General features: G+C 66.0%; 14 protein-coding genes. 7 read left to right on the top strand and 7 right to left on the bottom strand.

The annotated features are described in order from the left end of the window. Position 1 precedes the first annotated feature (1 nt). Both tssA and ACN9MY_RS22860 read left to right on the top strand, forming a co-directional pair. Entirely contained in the window at positions 2-886 is an 885-nt protein-coding gene (tssA, locus tag ACN9MY_RS22865) for a type VI secretion system protein TssA (protein WP_426162974.1), read from the top strand. 15 nt (positions 887-901) lie between these two features. Further along, a complete protein-coding gene (locus ACN9MY_RS22860) occupies positions 902-1,528 on the top strand; it encodes a tRNA-uridine aminocarboxypropyltransferase (protein ID WP_426162972.1) in 627 nt (208 codons plus the stop codon). Here the strand turns inward: ACN9MY_RS22860 and ACN9MY_RS22855 are convergent. The 3 genes from ACN9MY_RS22855 to ACN9MY_RS22845 are packed head-to-tail and all read right to left on the bottom strand — an operon-like array spanning position 1,521 to position 6,771. Continuing rightward, a complete protein-coding gene (locus ACN9MY_RS22855) occupies positions 1,521-4,352 on the bottom strand; it encodes an Hsp70 family protein (RefSeq protein ID WP_426318712.1) in 2,832 nt (943 codons plus the stop codon). The two genes, ACN9MY_RS22860 and ACN9MY_RS22855, sit on opposite strands and share 8 nt — an antisense overlap. Further along, the gene (locus ACN9MY_RS22850; RefSeq protein ID WP_426318711.1) at positions 4,349-6,196 is read right to left on the bottom strand and encodes an Hsp70 family protein; all 1,848 of its coding nucleotides are present in this window, start codon (positions 6,194-6,196) and stop codon (positions 4,349-4,351) included. The genes ACN9MY_RS22855 and ACN9MY_RS22850 overlap by 4 nt, the downstream gene beginning before the upstream one ends. Next, positions 6,193-6,771, bottom strand: a complete 579-nt coding sequence (locus tag ACN9MY_RS22845) for a DUF2760 domain-containing protein (protein ID WP_426318710.1) — start codon at positions 6,769-6,771, stop codon at positions 6,193-6,195. The genes ACN9MY_RS22850 and ACN9MY_RS22845 overlap by 4 nt, the downstream gene beginning before the upstream one ends. Positions 6,772-6,896: 125 nt before the next feature. On the opposite strand from ACN9MY_RS22845, the gene ACN9MY_RS22840 reads away from it, so the two are divergent. Both ACN9MY_RS22840 and ACN9MY_RS22835 read left to right on the top strand, forming a co-directional pair. Beyond that, the gene (locus tag ACN9MY_RS22840; protein ID WP_426318709.1) at positions 6,897-8,063 is read left to right on the top strand and encodes a PA0069 family radical SAM protein; all 1,167 of its coding nucleotides are present in this window, start codon (positions 6,897-6,899) and stop codon (positions 8,061-8,063) included. Between the two features lie 362 nt (positions 8,064-8,425). Then, on the top strand, positions 8,426-8,557 hold the full coding sequence (locus ACN9MY_RS22835) for a hypothetical protein (RefSeq protein ID WP_426318708.1): 132 nt from the start codon (positions 8,426-8,428) through the stop codon (positions 8,555-8,557). Between the two features lie 8 nt (positions 8,558-8,565). On the opposite strand, the gene ACN9MY_RS22830 is transcribed toward ACN9MY_RS22835, so the two are convergent. Both ACN9MY_RS22830 and ACN9MY_RS22825 read right to left on the bottom strand, forming a co-directional pair. Then, a complete protein-coding gene (locus tag ACN9MY_RS22830; RefSeq protein WP_426318707.1) occupies positions 8,566-9,126 on the bottom strand; it encodes a gamma-glutamylcyclotransferase in 561 nt (186 codons plus the stop codon). Between the two features lie 8 nt (positions 9,127-9,134). Beyond that, complete coding sequence (locus ACN9MY_RS22825) at positions 9,135-10,004, bottom strand: LysR family transcriptional regulator (protein ID WP_426318706.1); 870 nt, start codon at positions 10,002-10,004, stop codon at positions 9,135-9,137. Between the two features lie 86 nt (positions 10,005-10,090). Here ACN9MY_RS22825 and ACN9MY_RS22820 point away from each other — a divergent pair, with 86 nt between their 5' ends. The 3 genes from ACN9MY_RS22820 to maiA are packed head-to-tail and all read left to right on the top strand — an operon-like array spanning position 10,091 to position 12,306. Continuing rightward, a complete protein-coding gene (locus tag ACN9MY_RS22820; RefSeq protein ID WP_426162956.1) occupies positions 10,091-10,621 on the top strand; it encodes a VOC family protein in 531 nt (176 codons plus the stop codon). 21 nt (positions 10,622-10,642) lie between these two features. After that, a complete protein-coding gene (locus ACN9MY_RS22815; protein ID WP_426162954.1) occupies positions 10,643-11,665 on the top strand; it encodes a fumarylacetoacetate hydrolase family protein in 1,023 nt (340 codons plus the stop codon). Beyond that, positions 11,662-12,306: a maleylacetoacetate isomerase gene (gene maiA, locus ACN9MY_RS22810; RefSeq protein ID WP_426162952.1), complete on the top strand. Its 645-nt coding sequence runs from the start codon at positions 11,662-11,664 to the stop codon at positions 12,304-12,306. Before ACN9MY_RS22815 ends, maiA begins: the two co-directional genes overlap by 4 nt. Here the strand turns inward: maiA and ACN9MY_RS22805 are convergent, their stop codons facing one another. Next, on the bottom strand, positions 12,307-13,980 hold the full coding sequence (locus ACN9MY_RS22805) for a diguanylate cyclase (protein WP_426162950.1): 1,674 nt from the start codon (positions 13,978-13,980) through the stop codon (positions 12,307-12,309). It abuts the gene before it with no gap. An 86-nt stretch (positions 13,981-14,066) separates the two neighbouring features. Then, positions 14,067-17,744: an ATP-binding protein gene (locus ACN9MY_RS22800; protein ID WP_426336191.1), complete on the bottom strand. Its 3,678-nt coding sequence runs from the start codon at positions 17,742-17,744 to the stop codon at positions 14,067-14,069. Between the last annotated feature and the right edge of the window lie 35 nt (positions 17,745-17,779).

Here is a 17,779-nt window from a genome sequence, read left to right as displayed (position 1 = left end):
TATGTTCACGAATGAGGACTTGCTGGTGCCGCTCAGCGTCGCCCAGCCTTGCGGCGAGGATGTCTCGTTTGATGCCTGCATGGACGCCATAGCTGCGGCAAGGCGGCAGGACGATCCCACGCTGGAGCAGGGCGAATGGGCGACACCGCTGCATAGCGCGGACTGGCCGCTGGTGGCCAGCCGCTGCGCCGAGTTGCTGCGCTCACGCAGCAAGGACTTGCGGCTGGCTGCGTGGCTGGCGGAGGCGCGCGCACACACCCACGGCATGCGCGGCCTGGGCGATGGCTTCCTGCTGCTGGCCGGCTTGTGCGAACGCTTCTGGGAGCATGTGCATCCCTTGCCGGAGGATGGCGAGCATGAGCTGCGCAGCGGCAACCTGGCGTGGCTGCTGGGGCGCACGCCGGCGCTGGTGAAAGACTTCCCGCCAGTCAGCGATGCGGATGCTGGCCTGCAGGATGCGCGCCATTGCCTGGCTGCCTTGCAGCAGCTGCAGGAAGCGGTCGACGCCCGCCTTGGCGCGGCCGGCCCGGCGTTCGGGCCGGCACGGGATGCGGTGCAAAGAGCAGTCGACGATGCAGCGCGCAGGCTGCCCTCGGCCGACAGCGCGGCAGGCAGCGGCGCTGCCAGCGGGAGCATGGTCGTCGCCAGCGTGGGCGTGCAAAGCCTGCCGGCGATGCCGCAGACCCGCGAGCACGCACTGGCGCAATTGCGACTGGTGGCTGAATTCTTCCGTCGCACCGAGCCGCACAGCCCCGTCGCCTACCTGGCGGAGAAGGCCGCCAACTGGGGCAGCCTGCCGCTGCACGAATGGCTGCGCGCCGTGGTCAAGGACCCGGCGCAGATCGCGCAGCTGGACGAACTGCTGGGCGCCGCGCCGCCGGCCTAGTGTATGATCCGCGGCATGAACAGCCTGCCGCGCCGACTTCTTTGCAGCACTTGCCTGCGCCCTGCCGCCACCTGCATCTGCCATTGGGCGGCGCCGGTGGCCAGCACGGTCGAGGTCCTGATCCTGCAGCATCCCATGGAAGTGAGCAACGCCAAGGGCAGTGCACGCCTGCTGCATCTTTGCCTGCCTGGCAGCCGCATGGAAGTTGGCGAACAGTTTGATGAAGCCGCGCTGCAGGACCTGCTCGAGGCAGGCGGCCGCCAGCCGGTGCTGCTGTACCCCGACACGCCAGGCGACCGTTCGCACGGCATCGCGCCGCCGCCGCAGTTCAATGCCGTGCTGGCGCCGGCGCAAGTCCGGCTGGTGGTGCTGGACGCCACCTGGCGCAAGAGCCGCAAGATGCTGTACCTGAACCCGGCGCTGCAAGCCCTGCCGCGCCTTCCGCTGCGCGACACGCCGCCATCGCATTACCTGATCCGCAAGGCGCACGCGCCGGACCAGCTCTCGACGCTGGAAGCAAGCTGCTACGCGCTGGCGCAGCTGGAGGGCACGGAGCAAGGCTACCAGTGCGTCATCGCGGCCTTCGACGGCTTCGTCGCGCAGCAGCAAGCGCAGGCTGCGCGCGGCAGCGCGGCTAGCTGAGAAGCTTCAGGCCCGGCGGCAGCGCCTCGCCCAGCATGCGCTGCTCGCTGGCCTGGTCGAGCTGGACAACCTCGCGCACCATGGCCGGCCAGCCTGGCGGCGCTCCCGCAGCCTGCAGCCGGCGCACGACTTCGAGGCGCAGGGCATCGCTGATATCGCGTGAACGGTCGCCGGTCATGCGCGCCAGGTGGGCTGCTGCGAAGCCCGCCGGCTCCACCTTGCGCCAGTCCAGCAGCATGACCGCCTGCAGCCACTGCTCCACCGTTTCGACCGGCGCCACGTCATGTGCGCTGCCGTGGAATGGCCGGCGTGCGCCGACACGGCCCAGCGCCCAGAGATAACGGGTTTGCACGGCGAGACTCCTGGCTTTCCCCAGCTCCCCCACCATCCAGTTGCCGATTTCCGCCTTGTAGGCCGATGGAATGCGCTCCAGCGAAGCGCCCAGGCGCAGCATGTCTTCTTCGCTGCCGTTGACCAGGGTGACGGGACGGCGGCCGCGTTCACTGGCGTCGGCCTGCAGGTTGAAGGCGAAATCGTCCAGCAGGCGCAGTTGGGCCGCTGGCGGCAGACCGCCCGATGCGCGGCGCCACAGTGTCCACCACTCGGCGCAGACCTGGTTGTCCTTGTGGTTTTGCACACCGGTGTCGAACATCGCCCAGAGCTGTTCGATGCGCCATTCGTCCAGCGGATGGCCGAAGCCCGGCCGCAGGCTGTAGCCGGCAAGGTTCATCCACGTGCGTTCATGCTCCGCCGACCGGCGGCGACCCTTGGCGCGTTCCAGCAGGGCATCGAACAGGCGGCGCAGCACGGGCGTTGCCCAGCGTTCGCGGCTGCCGAGAAGGTGTTCGAGCTGGCCGCGCAGCTGGCGCACTTCCCTGGCGTCGACCTGTTGCGCGCGGCTGCCGAAGATGCGGTCGATCTTCTCCAGCGCTTCGGGCAGGCGAACCGGCAGGGGAGCTGCCGCGGCGTCATCGTCATCGGCATCGTTGGCGTCGGCTGCCGCCGTGGCGTCCGCGCCGTGTTCGCGCAGCTGGAATTCGAGCTGCCAGCGCTGGCCGTTGCCTTCGCAATGCACTTCCAGCGTGCCCACTTCAGTCAGCGAGGCCGCCAGCTGCACGGTGATTTCCTTGCGCGCGTTGGCGTCCTTGCTGTCGCGTAGCACGGTGGCAATGGCCGGCAGCGCGGTCAGCTCGCCAGGCGCCAGGTCGGCGACCTCGCCCGCTTGCGGTGGCACGGCATCGGCCAGCGTTGTGGCGATGTGGAAGCGCACCGGGCGTCCGAGCCGCAGCGCGAAGCTGCGATCGGCGAGGCGCACTTCATGGCCGCTGGCGGAGCCGCGCGGCAGCAGGCAGACGGCGCGGCGCGTTACGCCCGGAGCGCGGGCATTATCGAGCAGCAGCCAATAGCTGCGCGGAGAACCGCCGGCGATGGCGGGCGCCATGCCTTGCCGGCCCAGCGCATAGGCGACGCCGCCGCGCGCGACCGCGACATCGGGATCGTCATTGTGCAGCACGCGCACAGGCTGGCCGCGCCACGCCGACAGCGTGTCGGCCAGGCGCGCGGCCAGCCTGGCGGCGCGGAATACGCCCCCGTTCAGCAGCAGCGTGTCGGGGACGGCAAGCTTGCCGTCGTCCGGCACTCTCAATGCTTCGCGCGCGGCGCCAGCGTGCTGGCGCAGGAAGCTGGCGAGGTGGCGCGTTATGGCCGGGTCGCTGGCGTAAGGCAGGCCGAATTCGACGATGCCGCCGCGCTTGGACTGCGCGAGCTGCTGGGTTTCGTTGAGGGGGAAGAAGCCGTCCAGCACAATGCGCTCGACGTCTGCGCGCAGCAGCGCGACGGAGCGGCTGCCGCCGATCAGTTTTGAGCCGGAGCCGAGCAAAGTGACCGCGACTTGCTCCGGTGCGTCGGCCGCGAGCAGGATTTCTTTCGCCGCGCGGCAGCGTTCCGTGAGCTGCGCCAGGCGCGCTGCGGACAGGCGCTGCGGGGGCGCCGCGCCGCTGCCGTCGCCACCCAGGCGTTGTTCGGCCAGGTGGGCCAGCGCCAGGTCCATATTGTCGCCGCCGAGGATCAGGTGGTTGCCGACGCCGATGCGGGTCAATTGCGGTTCGCCGCCGGCCATCTCGACCTTGACCAGGGTGAAGTCGGTAGTGCCGCCGCCGACGTCGGCGACCAGGACCAGGCGCGCCTGGGCCAGGTCCTGCGCCAGCGTTGCACGGTGGCGATACAGCCAGTCATACAGGGCCGCCTGCGGTTCTTCCAGCAGGCGCAGGGCCGGCAAGCCCGCCATGCGCGCCGCTTCCAGCGTGAGCGCGCGCGCGCCCTCGTCGAACGATGCGGGAATGGTCAGCACCAGCTGCTGATGCTCCAGCGGCGCGTGGGGAAAGCGCGCATTCCAGGCCGCCCGCAGGTGCGCGAGATAGCTCGCACTGGCCGCCACCGGCGAAACGCGCTCGACGTCGGCGGCGGCGCCCCAGGGCAGGATCGGCGCCATGCGATCGACGCCGGTGTGGGACAGCCAGCTCTTGGCGCTGGCGACCAGCCGGCCCGGCACCTGTCCGCCCAGCTTGCGTGCCAGGCGGCCAATGACCGCTGCGGGCGGCGCGTCCGCCACGGCCGGCTCCGGCCACGGCAACTGCAACTCGCCCGCGGCAAATTCGCCGCTGGCAGGGTGATAACGGGAGGAGGGCAGCAGCACGGCGCTGCCAACCTCGCCGGGCGCAGTGAGTTGCTCGACTTCGAGCAACTGCACGTCGCCGCCCGGCGCGGCATAGGCAAGCACCGAATTGGTGGTGCCCAGGTCGATGCTGACCAGGTACTGCGTCATTGGCCTTCGCCGGCGCCGCGCACGTCGAATTCCACCTTCCAGCGCTGCCCATCCTGCGCCACCGCCAGCAGTTCCAGGGTACCGGACTCGCTGGCGCAGGCATGCAGGCGCACTTGCACCACCTCGCCAACGGAACGGCCTTCCGGCGACAGCGTGGCCTGGATTTCGTTCAGCTCGATCAGTTCTTCCGGTCCCCAGAAATCGAGCACGGCGCCGATCTGGTCCTGGCGGCGCACGGAAGAACCGAAGAAGCGGAAGTGCACCGGCTCGCCGACCACCAGGCCAAATTCCTGGCCCGGCAGTTCCAGCTCGCTGCCTTCTTCCATGCCGAACGGTGCAACGCACAGCGCCTGGATCGGCGGCTCCATGCCCGGAATGGCCGGCATCGACGATTCCACCGCAACGTAATAGGAACGCGCCGTGCCGCCGCGAATGCGTACCCCGGCGCCGCGTCGCACGTAGCTGTAATAGGCCGCGCCGCGCGCGACGGCCAGGTCCAGGTCTGCGCCGTCCAGCATGCGCGCCGGTTCCGCGCCTTCCATGGACAGCCATTCGTTGATGGTTTCCATCACACGATTGGCCAGCAGTTCGGACTTGAACACGCCGCCGTTGAACAGCACCGCGCTTGGATGCAGGAAGGTATGGGCCGGATTGGCGGCAAAGCCTTCAAGTTCCGCCGTAGCACCTGCCTGGCGCGCCAGGAAAGCTGCCAGGTGCCTGGTGATCGCAGCGTCCTGCGCGTAAGGCAGGCCAAGCTGGGTCAGGCCGGCGCGGGAACGCACGGCCGGGCGTGCGGAAGCTTCCACTTTCGGGAAGAAGCCGTCCGTGATGAAGGCCGTGACTTCGGCGCGCGTCAGTTCGGTGCGGATCGAGCCGCCGATCAGCTTCGAGCCGCGGCTTGGCACCACGATCGGCCAGGTTTCGGCCTGCGCGTTGGCCAGCAGGTTTTCCTTGGCCGCGCGGCAGCCGTAGGTCAGCGCGCGCATCTGCCAGGCGTCGAGCTGGGTGCCGTTGGCAGCCAGCTTGCGCGCCACCAGGTGAGCCAGCGCCAAGTCCATATTGTCGCCGCCCAGCAGGATGTGGTCGCCCACAGCCACCCGGTGCGGCTCCAGCTTGCCGTCGCGCTCGAGGATGGCGATCAGCGAGAAGTCGCTGGTACCGCCGCCCACGTCCACCACCAGGATGATGTCGCCCGGCTTGACTTCCTTGCGCCAGCGGCCGTCGCTGCTCTGGATCCAGCTGTACAGCGCCGACTGCGGCTCTTCCAGCAGGGTGACGTTCTCGTAGCCGGCGGCGCGAGCCGCTTCGGCGGTAAGTTCGCGCGCGGCCGGGTCGAACGATGCAGGGATGGTGACCGTGACTGCCTGCTGCGTGAACGGCGCATCCGGATGGGCGTTGTCCCATGCAGCGCGCAGGTGTTTCAGGTAGCGGGTCGAAGCCTCCAGCGGCGACACACGCGACACCTCTTCCGGCGCGTCATGCGGCAGGATGGCTGCGCGGCGATCCACGCCAGGGTGGCACAGCCAGCTCTTGGCGCTCGACACCAAACGGATCGGCGTGGTGGCGCCGCGGCTGCGGGCCATTTCGCCCGTCACTGCGGGCGTCCCGTCGGCAGCAGCCCAGGGCAGGGCCAGTTCGCCGGCCGCCAGCTCGTCCGGATGCGGCAGGTAGAGGAAGCTTGGCAGCAGCGGCAGTTCTTCTACCGTGCCTGGCGCGGTGAGCTGGGGCACGCCCAGCACGCCATGCCTGGTTTTCTCGCCATCGCTGCCCGCCAGTTCAACGTAGGACAGCGCGCTGTGGGTGGTGCCAAGGTCGATGCCGATGGCAAAACGCGGATCGCTCACAGTTCCACCTCAGCCGGGGCCAATACTCTGGCGTTATGCGCTTCCGCCAGTTTCGGCAGCCGCACGCTGGAGGCGCGCCAGCCGCGGTGGCTCAGGGTGCCGGTGAACGGCGCCTTGCCGACCACATTGCCGGTCAGGCGCACGGCGGATGCATCGAAGCCTTCCGGCAGCGTCACGCGGCTGCCTTCCGCTTCGGAGCGGACTGCGTCGATGGTGAAATGCTCGCGCAGCACCTTGGAGCAGCCCTCGTGCACCACGCGGGCGGCGGCGCCAATGTCGGCATCCGAATAGCCGGACAGGTTTTCCTGCGTGAAGTCGATCAGGCGGGCTTCGCGCTGGAACAGGGACAGGAGCTGCAGTGCTGCGTCGGGCGTGGCTTCGCGCAGGGGCGCGGCGGCTGGCACTGGGGCGGCGACTGGTGCAGGTGCTGGCGCGGCAGCCGGAGCCGCTGCGGGGCCCACGCTGTCGTCACGCACGCGGGCGGCGAATTCAGCATCGCCCAGGGTTTTGAAAAAGGCGCCAAAGGCGAGGGAAATCCTGCTCCCAAAGGAGGGCAGATTGGTGGTTTTGCTCATGTTATTGCTCTTTGAATGTCGGGGGATATCCCGGAGAAGTGCGCATGATACCAGCTTGGCTTGCAGCCTTGGCGCAGGCGGATTAGAATACTGTATGTATATACAGTTATACTTCGGGGCGCCGCATGCAGGACCATGAATTCGAAGGGCAGGTGATGCTGCCGCCGCAATCGCTCAAGGCCAAAAAAGGGCGCGGTGCGGTATCAAACATGCAAGGAAGGTACGAGCTGCAGGCGCGCGAAGCGTTCGACGACGGCTGGGCACCCGATCCGGACGATGCCGAGGCTGAACTGCTTCCACCGCGCACCATTGTCACCGCGGAGACGGCCAAGACCATCCTCACGCGCAACCAGTCGCCCGATATTCCGTTCAACGTTTCGCTGAACCCTTATCGCGGCTGCGAGCATGGCTGCATTTATTGTTTTGCGCGGCCATCGCATAGCTACCTGGGCTTGTCGCCCGGCCTGGACTTTGAGACCAAGCTGTTCGCCAAGGTGAATGCGCCGGACCTGCTGCGCGCCGAATTGTCCAAGCCAGGTTATCAGGTGGAGTCGCTCGCACTGGGCGTGAATACCGACGCCTACCAGCCTTGCGAGCGCGAATACCAGCTCACGCGGCGGGTGCTGCAAGTGCTGGCCGAGTGCAACCATCCGGTTGGCCTGATCACCAAATCCTCGCTGATCGAGCGTGACATCGACATCCTCGCGCCGATGGCTGCGCGCAACCTGGCCGCCGCATCGGTCACCATCACCACGCTGGACAGCAAAATCTCGCGCACCCTGGAGCCGCGCGCTGCCGCGCCCGCACGCCGCCTGCGCACAATCGAGACGCTGGCGAAGGCCGGCATTCCGGTTGGCGTCAGCATTGCGCCGATCATTCCTTTTGTCACTGAGCCCGATATCGAAAAGATCATGTCCGCAGCCCGCGATGCCGGCGCGGTGATGGCAACCTATGTCGTACTGCGACTTCCGTGGGAAGTCAGCCCCTTGTTCAAGGAGTGGCTGGAAGCGCATTTCCCCGACCGTGCCGCGCGCGTGATGAACCGCGTGCGTGACATGCGCGGTGGCAAGGATTACGAAGCCGAGTTCGGCGCACGCATGCGTGGCGAAGGCGTGTGGGCGGACCTGATCCTGCAGCGCATCGAGAAAGGCATCACCCGCTTCGGCTTCCACGGCCGCCACAGCAAGTTCCGCTCGCTCGACTGCACCCAGTTCAAGCGACCCGAATACATTCCACCCTCCGGCGCCCGCGCAGTTGCTGCAGCCAAAGCGGGGCAAATGAACCTTTTCTGAAATGGGAGGCGATGATGGGCTGGTTTCTGATCAATGTCATGCTACCGCTTACGGCACCTGGACAGCAATCGCCTTTTCTGCATCAGCGTTATATGAAATCGGCGTTGGAAGAAGCGTTCCGGGAACCACGAGTGTTGGCTACATACAGGGAGTAGCAGTCTTCATCATTGCGGCATCAAGTATCGTAGCTGCTGGTGGCGCAACATTTCCAACCTCGCTGCATAGGCCTGAAGGTGTTGCCCCGCTCCGCCATTACTCAACGTTTGCGTTCTCACTGTTATTGACCGTTTGGGCAGCCTTGGTTCGTCTGGTAGTTCAATTCGGACTATGATGAAGTGCGCCCATTGCAGAAGGAGGCCACCATGATCAACGAATTTCTTCAGTATCACTTCCAGGACACTGAACATACCGGTAAGTTCCTCGTGAATCTCGGCGGATTTGCTGGCCTGATCGGTTTTGTGGTTTTCCTGATCGGCTTGCCTCTCGTCGCCTGATGGGCCTCTTACAGGCGATCGAGATATGCCTCGATGGCATGCACATGCTCGTCGTGATGTCCCATTTCCCGCAAGGCAGCAGCAAGGCGCAGCAAGTATTCGATGTTCGGGCCGCTTGGGCCGGATGCGGAAGCGATATGGTGGGCGATTTCTTCCACGCTCGCCTCGCCCAGCCAGGCCGCGTTGTCGGCGGCGGCAATATAGATCAGGCCTTCTTCCACGCCGCCTGCTTCGAAATGGATGTCGATGGCCACGCGCAGGTAGCCGTTCTTTTCGCGATGGTCGAGGTGGGCGAATTCTTCCGGCGTAACGAGGTAGGCCATGCCGTGGCAGACGTCCCCTTCGGCTGGAATCAGCGTGGCCACGCGGCCGGGCGCGTCAGGCGTGCCGCGATGATCGTGCGAGCCTTGCCAGAAGCGGCGCGACCAGCCGAAGATGTGCGCGGGCCGGCGCTCGATGAAGGGAAAGTCCGCCTTGTAAATCAGCGAGCCATAACCGAACAGCCACACCTGGTGGTGGCCGTCGAACTTGTCCATAGCCTGGTTGGCTTCAATCGTATTGTGCGACATGCGGCAAATTATAGGGAATACTCGCCAAGCACGCTGATGAAGCGTTCCGCAGCCGGGGAGGGGGTGCGCGAGGTCTTGGTGTAGATGAAGAATTTGCGCTTGAGTTCCGGCTCGACCAGCGGACGCATTTCCAGTCCGTACAGCCGCACCATCGGCTCCGCATAGGGCAGGCAGGCGGTGATGCCGAGCCCTTCGGCCACCATGGCCAGGGCCGTCGTCATGAAGGTCACTTCGTTGTAGGGCGCCAGCGTGGTCATGTCGCGCAGCAGCCGTTCGGTGAACTGGCCCTGCAAGGCGATGAAGGGATGCTGGTTGACCTCCGCCCAGGCGACCGTGCGGCGGGCGGCCAGCGGGTGCGCGGACGGGAAGACCACCACGAAAGGCATCTCGAACAGCAGTTGCGCGTCCACTTCGGCCGTCACGTCGCGCTCCGGGCCGATGCCGACATCCACCTCGCCGCTGACCACGCGTGCGGCGACGTTGTCGACCGGGCAATCCACCAGTTGCACCTGCACGTCCGGATAAGAAGCGCGGAAGGCGCCGATCACCTGCGGCAGCAAGGTGCAGGCCATCATCTGTGGCGCGGCCACCCGCACGATACCCTTCTTCAAAGCCTTGCGGCTGGCGATATCGGCCATCGCCCCATCCAGGTCCTGCAGCATCTTGTCGAACAGCGGATAGAGCTCGCGCCCCACTTCGGAAAGTTGGACGCGACGTGTATTGCGTTCGACCACTTTCACGCCCAGCAGCTGCTCCAGCTCCTTGATCTGCCCCGACAGGGCGGACTGGGTGACATGCAGCAGTTCGGCGGCCGCGGTAAAGCTGCCGGTGCGGGCGACGGCGACCAGGGCGCGCATCTGGCGAACGGTTGGACTCATCAGAAAAACTAATAAATTGACGTGAAAATATCGTTTGTATGATAGCTGAAACAAGAGTTTAATGGCGGGATACAAAGGAGCCCGCCATGAAAATCAAGCAAATCCACCACGTTGCCTACCGCTGCAAAGACGCCAAGGAAACCGTCGAGTGGTACGTCAAGCACCTGAACATGAACTTCGTGCTGGCCATCGCGGAGGATGAAGTGCCTTCGACCAAGGCCCCGGACCCCTACATGCACGTCTTCCTGGACGCCGGCCAGGGCAACATCCTGGCCTTCTTCGAGCTGCCGACCCAGAAGGAAATGGGGCGCGACGAAAATACCCCGGCCTGGGTGCAACACCTGGCGCTGGAAGTAGGATCGATGGACGAGCTGCTGGCCGCCAAGGAGCGCCTGGTGGCCGCCGGCATCGAGGTGCTGGGCCCTGTCAACCACACCATCTTCAAGTCGATCTACTTCTTCGATCCGAACGGCCACCGCCTGGAACTGGCCGCCAACACCGGCACTCCGGAAATGATGCGGAAGCTGGATGATGTGAAGTGGGAAATGCTGGAAGAATGGTCTAAAACGAAAAAGGCGCCCAAGCATGCAGCCTGGATGCACGCGCCGCAGAATTAAGATCCGGAACTAAGGAAATACATGAAACTCGCTTCCCTGAAAGACGGCAGCCGCGACGGCCGCCTGGTCGTTGTTAGCCGCGACCTGAAATCCTGCCAGCCGGTACCGAACATCGCCGCCACCATGCAGGATGCGCTGGACAACTGGGACGTCGCCGCGCCGCAGCTCAAACAGATCTACGCCCTGCTGAACCAGGGCAGCGCATCGGGCGCCAAGCCTTTCGACGAAAGCATGTGCCACTCGCCGCTGCCGCGCGCCTACCAGTGGGCCGACGGTTCTGCCTACATCAACCACGTGGAACTGGTGCGCAAGGCCCGCAACGCGGAAGTGCCGGCATCGTTCTACACCGACCCGTTGATGTACCAGGGCGGCTCGGACAGCTTCGTCGGCCCGCGCGACCCGGTGTACGCGCTCGACGAAGCCTGGGGCATCGACTTGGAAGCGGAAGTGGCCGTCATCACCGGCGACGTGAAGATGGGCGCCAGCGATGAAGAAGCGGCCCAGGCCATCCGCCTGGTCATGCTGGTCAACGACGTCTCGCTGCGCAACCTGATCCCGAACGAACTGGCAAAGGGCTTCGGCTTCTTCAACTCCAAGCCAGCCAGTGCGTTCTCGCCGGTGGCCGTCACGCCCGAAGAACTGGGCAAGGCCTGGCAGGACAACAAGCTGCACCTGCCGCTGCTGGTGCAGATCAACCGCCAGCCATTCGGCAAGCCGAATGCCGGTGAAGACATGACCTTCAACTTCGCCCAGCTTGTGGCGCATGCCGCCAAGACGCGCGAGCTGTGCGCCGGCACCATCATCGGCTCCGGCACCGTGTCGAACAAGCAGGGCAGCCTGCATGGCTCCAGCATTGCCAACGGCGGCGTGGGCTACTGCTGCCTGGCCGAAGTGCGCATGTACGAAACCATCGAAGGCGGCAAGCCGGCAACCGGTTTCCTGCAATTCGGCGACACCGTGCGCATCGAGATGCATGATGCGCAAGGCAAGACCATCTTCGGCGCCATCGACCAGACCGTGCGCAATTACGGGGAACGTCAATGAAGCTCTATACTTACTTCCGCAGCTCGGCCGCTTACCGCGTCCGCATTGCGCTGAACCTGAAAGGGCTGGCGTATGAAGCGGTGCCGGTGCACCTGCTGCGCGACGGCGGCGAGCAACTGGCGCCGGCCTATCGCAAGGTCAATCCCGCGGGGCTGGTGCCGGCGCTGGAGGACAACGGCATCGTGCTGACGCAGTCGCTGGCCATCATGGAGTACCTGGAAGAGGTGCATCCGATGGTGCCGCTGCTGCCGCAGGATGCAGTGGGCCGCGCCCGCGTGCGCGCCCTGGCACAGACGGTCGCTTGCGATACGCACCCGCTGATGAACCTGCGCGTGCTCAAGCACATCAAGGGTCCGATGGGCCTGAGCGAAGAGCAGAAGATGGATTGGTACTACCACTGGATGGGCGAGGGCATGCAGGCGCTCGAAGCACACCTGGAGCGCGACGGCGACGCCGGCCGCTTCTGCTATGGCGACACGCCGACCATTGCCGATTGCTGCCTGGTGCCGCAGGTGTACAACGCGCAGCGCTTCAATATCGACCTGACGCCCTATCCGAACGTGGCGCGCATTGCTGCCAATTGTGCCGATTTGCCGGCGTTTAAGGCGGCGCATCCTTCCTCGCAGCCTGACGCAGAGTAATCAGAACTGCACGACGCGGTTGCGTCCTTCCTTCTTTGCCCGGTACAGCGCCTTGTCGGAGCGCACCAGCAGGGAGGAGGGCGTGTCCGGCGTGCCATGCGGGTCGGCTGCCGCCACGCCGATGCTGATCGTCAGCTCGACCTCGACGCCCGGCTCTATCCGCACGCGCAGCTCCGCCGCGCGTTCGCGCAAGCGCTCCGCCGCATGCACGGCCACCGCGATATGGGTTTCGGGCATCAGCAGCACAAACTCCTCTCCGCCGAAGCGCGCCACCATGTCCACCGCGCGCAGGCTCGCCGTCAGCAACGTCGCAGTCTGGATGATCGCCTGGTCACCCACCTCGTGGCCGTAGGTATCGTTGATGCGCTTGAAGTGGTCGATATCGATCATCAGCAGCGACAGCGGGTGGTGGAAGCGCCGCGCGCGTTCCAGCTCCTGCGCAATCTGCTCCGTCATCTTGCGCCGGTTGGCGATGCCGGTCAGCGGGTCGGTGGTGGCCAGCTGTTCCAGCTTGCGGTTGGCCTGCAGCAGTTCCAGCGTGCGCTGCAAAATGCGGTCCTCCAGGCTGCTGCGTTCCGATGCCAGCTCAGACATTGCGCGGCGCCTTGAGCGCAGCGACAACACCAGCGCTGTGATCAGCAGGCCCTCGAACACGATCAGCGCGCCCGCCGTGACGATCTGCCAGCGGTACAGCTCCCACACATTGTGCGGACGATTCAGGATCACCGCATCCTGCGGCAGGTTGCGCAAGCCGGCCTGGCGCGCCGTTGGATAGTCGAAATAATAGCCCTGCACCTGGCTGGTCATGGCCGGCTGGCCCAGCAGCAGGCGCGCCATCATGCGGCCCACTGCCTCGCCGCTGACCACATAGCCGCCCACCACGCCCGGCATCACCAGCGATTCGGAGTGGGTGAACAGCGGCGCCCTGGTGGCTGCTGCAATCTGCAGCGCCAGCTCGCGCGGCTGGAGCCGTGCATTGCCTTCGCCGCGCAGCGATGCCAGCATGAAGATGGCGCTGCTGCGATCGAGCCGCGCGGCGCGCTGCCGCAATTCCTGCACGCTGCCATCGTCCCACACCTCGAAGCGGATGGACGGGAAACGCGGCATCACGCTGCGGATGCGCTCCAGCCACAGCTGGCCGCGCGTAGTCTTGTCGCCGACGATGGCGATATGCTGCACGTTCGGCGCCACCAGCGGAATCACGCCGATCGCGCGCTCGAAATCGGAGCTCACCTCGTAAGCCATGCCATCGCGCGGCTGCCACTGCTCGCGCCCGTGATTGACATAGTGGCGCGGCACGCCGGCAAACAGTTCCGGATGGCTGGACAGGAAGCGCGCCGCGACGAAGTTCTCGGTCACGATGGCATCGAACTTGACGTCGGCGTACTTGGTGGCGAGGTAGGGCGCCATGCCCTCTTGCGACTTGTCCTCGCCGACCCGGTTGGCGTCGAAGCGCTCTTCGAAGATGGCCGGCGTCGCGCCCTGGCTGCTGCGTTCAAGTTCGTCGTACAGGCCCTTGTGCACCAGCCTTTGCCAGCCCGAGGAAGAATCGGCGCCCAGAGAGTACAGCACCAGTACGCGCCGTTCGTCCGCCAGGGCATGGCTGCAGGCGCAGGCCAGCCACAAGGCGGCGGCCAGGCACTGGACAGCACGGCGGGAAAAGTGGGGGCGCATAGGGGAAATGAGTGTAGCACGGTCGCGTGCAACTTAATTTCCCTAAAGGCAACTATCGTGGCAGTTTTGCAACGCTCCCGGCGCATTTAATCGACCAGCAGGGCGTACAGCTGGGCGGGCGTAATCGGCTTGACAAGATGGGCCGCAAAGCCGGCCGCATGGGCGCGTGCCTGGTCGGCCGGCTGGCCGTAGCCGGTCAGGGCCACCAGCCGCGTGTTGCCATAACCGGGACGGCGCCGCAGTTCGGTGGCCAGCTCATAACCATCCATGCCGGGCAGGCCGATGTCGAGGATGGCCAGGTCGGGCACGAAGCTGGCGCTGGCACGTAGTGCGCTGGCAGGATCGGCGACGGCCTGCACCTCGTGACCGCCGACTTCCAGCAGGGCGCGCAAGCCTTGCAGCACGTCCTGGTTGTCGTCCACCAGCAGCACGCGGCGCGGCGCGGCGGAGGCCAGGCCGCCCGGCGCGGCGCTGGCAAGGGGCGCGCTGGCCAGGTCGCCCGCCAGCGGCATGCGGATGGTGAACTCGCTGCCGGCGCCAAGTCCGGCACTGTGCGCCTCGATCTCGCCGCCGTGCAGTTGCACCAGGCTGCGGGCAATCGCCAGGCCCAGTCCCAGGCCGCCGCGCGAACGGTCCAGCGATTGCGGCGCCTGCACGAATTTGTCGAACAGGTGCGGCAGCATTTCCGGGCCGATGCCGATGCCCGTATCGCGCACCTTGATCACGGCGCGCCCCTTGACGGCGCCAGCCTGCAGCCGGATATGGCCGCCCAGGTTGGAATACTTGGCCGCATTGGTGAGCAGGTTGACCAGCACCTGCACAAAGCGCATCGGGTCGGCATCGACCGCCAGGCCGTGCGGCGGCACGTCCAGTTCCAGGGTTTGCTGGCGTTCTTCCAGCAGGCCGCTGACCGTCTCGAGCGCCTGCGCCAGCAGCCTGGATAGTTCGACGCGCTCGGGCCGCAGCGCAATCTTGCCTTGCGCGATGCGCGCCACATCAAGCAGGTCGTCCACCAGCCGCACCAGGTGGTGGGCCTGGCGTTCGATGGCTGCATGCTCGCGCGCCAGGCCGCCCAGGCCCTTGAGGCGCATCAGTTCCAGGGCGATCAGGATCGGCGACAGCGGGTTGCGCAACTCGTGCCCCACCATCGCCAGGAAATCATCCTTGGTCCGGTTGGCCAGTTCGGCATCGCGCCGCGCGCGCACCAGTTCCGTCACTTCGAAAGCGACGATGGCGACGCGGTCCACTTCGCCGCGCGCATTGCGCACCGGCTGGTGCACATAGTCGAAATAGCATTCCTGCAGGCCGCCGTCGCGCTTCAGCATGACGCGGCGCGCCTTGCCGGTCACCGGCCGGCCGCTGGTGAGCGCCAGTTCCATTTCCTCCACCATGCCCTGGCCCTCCAGTTCCGGGAAGGCGCGCCGCATCGGCAAGCCGATCAGCTCGCGCTGCCAGCTCAGTTCCACGAAACGATCGTTGGCCAGTTCAAAGTCCAGGTCGGGGCCGCGCACGATGGCGATGGCGGCCGGCGCCTGCTGGAAGGTGTTGGCCATGCGTACCATATGGGCGCGTTCGGCCTGGCGGATGCGGGCCCGCATCAGCTGCGAGTCGACCCGCGTCAGCAGTTCGCGGGCGGAGAAGGGCTTGACCAGGTAGTCGTCGGCGCCGGCATTGACGCCTTCAATGCGCGCCTCCTCGCCGGCGCGGGCCGAGAGCAGCAGCACCGGCACGTCGTGCAGCGCATGGTCGGCGCGCATGGCCGCGATCAGGCCAAAGCCGTCCAGCTCGGGCATCATCACGTCCGACACCACCAGCTCCGGCATGCCGGCGGCCATGGCGTCGAGCGCTTCGCGCCCGTTGGCGGCTGTGCTGACGTGCCAGCGTTGGCGCAGCAGGCGCGCCAGGTAGGCGCGCATGTCGGCGTTGTCGTCCACCACCAGCACGTGTGCGCCAAGCGTCAGCAGGCTCTCGTCGTCGGCCAGGTCGAGGAATGGTTCCTCGTCGTCTTCTTGCGGCAGCCAGCGCTGCGCTTCCAGCAGGAAGGCTTCACGCACTTCGCTGGTGTCGGCGTCGGCGACATTGGTCAACTGGTCCTCGCGCAAGTGGCTGTGGCCAAGCGGCAGCGTGATGGAGAATGTGCTGCCGACACCCGGCCTGCTTTCCAGGTCGATGCGTCCGTGCAGCAACTCCACCAGGTCGCGCACCAGCGCCAGGCCAATGCCGGAACCTTCGTGCGTGCGCGAGCGCGAGCCTTCCACGCGGCGGAAGCGTTCGAAAATGCGCTGCTGCTGGTCGGGCGAAATGCCGACGCCGGTATCGGTCACCGACAGCACGGCTGACTGGCCCTGTTGCCGCAGCCTGACCGTGATGCCGCCGTCGAAGGTGAACTTGAAGGCGTTGGACAGCAGGTTCAGCACGATTTTCTCGAACAGCGCGACATCAACCCAGGCGCCGGTATCGACTTCCTCGCAGTCGACTGCCAGGTACAGGCCCGCGCTTTCGACCACCGAGCGGAAGCCGCTGGCCAGGTCGCGGGTGAGGCCGGCCAGGTCAACCCTGGCATATGTGGCGTGCATGCGGCCGGCCTGCACGCGCGAGAAGTCAAGCAGGGTATTGACCAGCTTTTGCAGGCGCAGGGCGTTGCGCTGCGCAAGCCGCAGGCGTTCGTGGTGCACAGCCGGCAGGCGGCTGGCGCTGTCGCCCAGCGCTTCTTCGATGGGGCCCAGCATCAGCGTCAGCGGCGTGCGGAATTCGTGGCTCACGTTGCTGAAGAAGGCGGTCTTGGCGCGGTCCAGTTCAGCCAGCGCTTCGGCGCGCTGGCGCTGCTCGGCAGCGGCGCTGGCATTCTGCACGGCAGCCGATAGCTGGCCCGCCACCAGGTCGCAGAAGGTGCGGTATTCCGCATCGAGCTGGCGGGCGGGGCTGATGCCCAGGACGAGCACCCCATCCGTGATGGGCAAGGCCAGCGCCAAGCGCACCGCCTGACCTGCAAGGCTTGAAGGCAGGCCGGACATGCCATCCGTTGCAATTGTTGCCGCTTCGCCGCTGGCCAGGACTTGTTCCACTGGCCACAGCGCCAGGTCGCAGGCTTCCTCCGCAACGTGCGCCGTTTGCTGCAGGCGTATGGTGTCGCCGGCGCGCTTGAACAACAGCGCAAAAGGCATATCGTCCCGATTCGCGGCGATCGTGTGCATGGCGGTGGCGCAGGCGCTGGCCACGTCCTGCTCGCGCAAGGCGCTGGCCGACAGCGTCGACAGCGCGGCCAGGCGGCGCGCATTGAGGCGCGTGCCTGTCGTGTCGGTGGAAGGGCAGAACAGGCCGCCGACTGCGCCGGCTTCATTGAAGATCGGGCTGTAGGAAAAGGAGTACCAGACTTCCTCCACCCAGTCGCCGCGGTTCATGAAAAGCTGCACCGCGTCGACGTAGCTCGATTCGGCGCGCTGGAATACCTTGTCGACCAGCGGGCCGCAGTAGTGCCAGATTTCGGCCCAGACCTGCTGCGCCGGCCGGCCCAGCGCCCATGGGTGCTTGGCCGCACCCAGCACGTCGATGTAGGCATCGTTGTAGAGAAAAGTGGCATCCGGACCCCAGCCGATCCAGATCGGATGGCTCGAATTCAGCATCAGGTTGACGGTCGTGCGCAAGCTCTGCGGCCAGGCATCGAGCGGTCCAAGCGGCGTGGAAGACCAGTCGAAGGCTGCGATCTGCTGGCCGAGCGCACCTGGGGAAGCAAGAAACTGCAAGCTTTCCGGATTGATAGTCACACGTTTCTCTAGCTGTAATTTTTAGCAATTCTGCA

This window comes from Pseudoduganella sp. R-31, assembly GCF_049913235.1.
Lineage (GTDB): Bacteria > Pseudomonadota > Gammaproteobacteria > Burkholderiales > Burkholderiaceae_D > Rugamonas.
The sequence above is the reverse complement of the archived record's forward strand: the minus strand, read 5'-3'. Positions and strand labels throughout refer to the sequence as shown.

What these genes read in the sequence shown, in the direction of transcription:
- ACN9MY_RS22825 (WP_426318706.1), bottom strand. Translation starts at nt 10,004, where the DNA reads ATGAGTCCAACCGTTCGCCAGATGCGCGCCCTGGTCGCCGTCGCCCGC.
- ACN9MY_RS22840 (WP_426318709.1), top strand. Translation starts at nt 6,897, where the DNA reads ATGCAGGACCATGAATTCGAAGGGCAGGTGATGCTGCCGCCGCAATCG.
- ACN9MY_RS22820 (WP_426162956.1), top strand. Translation starts at nt 10,091, where the DNA reads ATGAAAATCAAGCAAATCCACCACGTTGCCTACCGCTGCAAAGACGCC.
- tssA (WP_426162974.1), top strand. Translation starts at nt 2, where the DNA reads ATGTTCACGAATGAGGACTTGCTGGTGCCGCTCAGCGTCGCCCAGCCT.
- maiA (WP_426162952.1), top strand. Translation starts at nt 11,662, where the DNA reads ATGAAGCTCTATACTTACTTCCGCAGCTCGGCCGCTTACCGCGTCCGC.
- ACN9MY_RS22860 (WP_426162972.1), top strand. Translation starts at nt 902, where the DNA reads ATGAACAGCCTGCCGCGCCGACTTCTTTGCAGCACTTGCCTGCGCCCT.
- ACN9MY_RS22805 (WP_426162950.1), bottom strand. Translation starts at nt 13,980, where the DNA reads ATGCGCCCCCACTTTTCCCGCCGTGCTGTCCAGTGCCTGGCCGCCGCC.
- ACN9MY_RS22845 (WP_426318710.1), bottom strand. Translation starts at nt 6,771, where the DNA reads ATGAGCAAAACCACCAATCTGCCCTCCTTTGGGAGCAGGATTTCCCTC.
- ACN9MY_RS22815 (WP_426162954.1), top strand. Translation starts at nt 10,643, where the DNA reads ATGAAACTCGCTTCCCTGAAAGACGGCAGCCGCGACGGCCGCCTGGTC.
- ACN9MY_RS22830 (WP_426318707.1), bottom strand. Translation starts at nt 9,126, where the DNA reads ATGTCGCACAATACGATTGAAGCCAACCAGGCTATGGACAAGTTCGAC.
- ACN9MY_RS22855 (WP_426318712.1), bottom strand. Translation starts at nt 4,352, where the DNA reads ATGACGCAGTACCTGGTCAGCATCGACCTGGGCACCACCAATTCGGTG.
- ACN9MY_RS22835 (WP_426318708.1), top strand. Translation starts at nt 8,426, where the DNA reads ATGATCAACGAATTTCTTCAGTATCACTTCCAGGACACTGAACATACC.